Raw genomic sequence first — 257 nt, 5'->3', positions numbered from 1 at the left:
ACAGCATCCTTCAAAGCCAAGCTCGACTGAGCTAAACCCTAACAACAGCAACGTTTACCGTGCCGTCACCCATTAAATTCATCACCTGATACCCCGGCGCTTCATTGCTAACACCAAAATCGGGCCGCATTTCCCACTGCCAACACGTAGAGGGGCTGCCGTAAGAAGGCGTATTGTGCTTTCCTATCTGCTGGCGCAACGGCGAATGTACGTGTCCGTGTAGTAAGGCTTTTATTTGCGGATATTCATCTGTAAGC

The 257-nt window shown here is 50.2% G+C and carries 1 pseudogene; it reads right to left on the bottom strand.

From position 1 onward, the window contains the following. Positions 1-31: 31 nt before the first annotated feature. Positions 32-257 (bottom strand): annotated as a pseudogene (locus tag NLF92_RS13365) (3',5'-cyclic-nucleotide phosphodiesterase); the annotation flags it as partial.

This window comes from Opacimonas viscosa (assembly GCF_024199005.1).
Taxonomy (GTDB): Bacteria; Pseudomonadota; Gammaproteobacteria; order Enterobacterales; family Alteromonadaceae; genus Opacimonas; species Opacimonas viscosa.
This window is presented reverse-complemented; position numbering and strand designations above follow the sequence as displayed.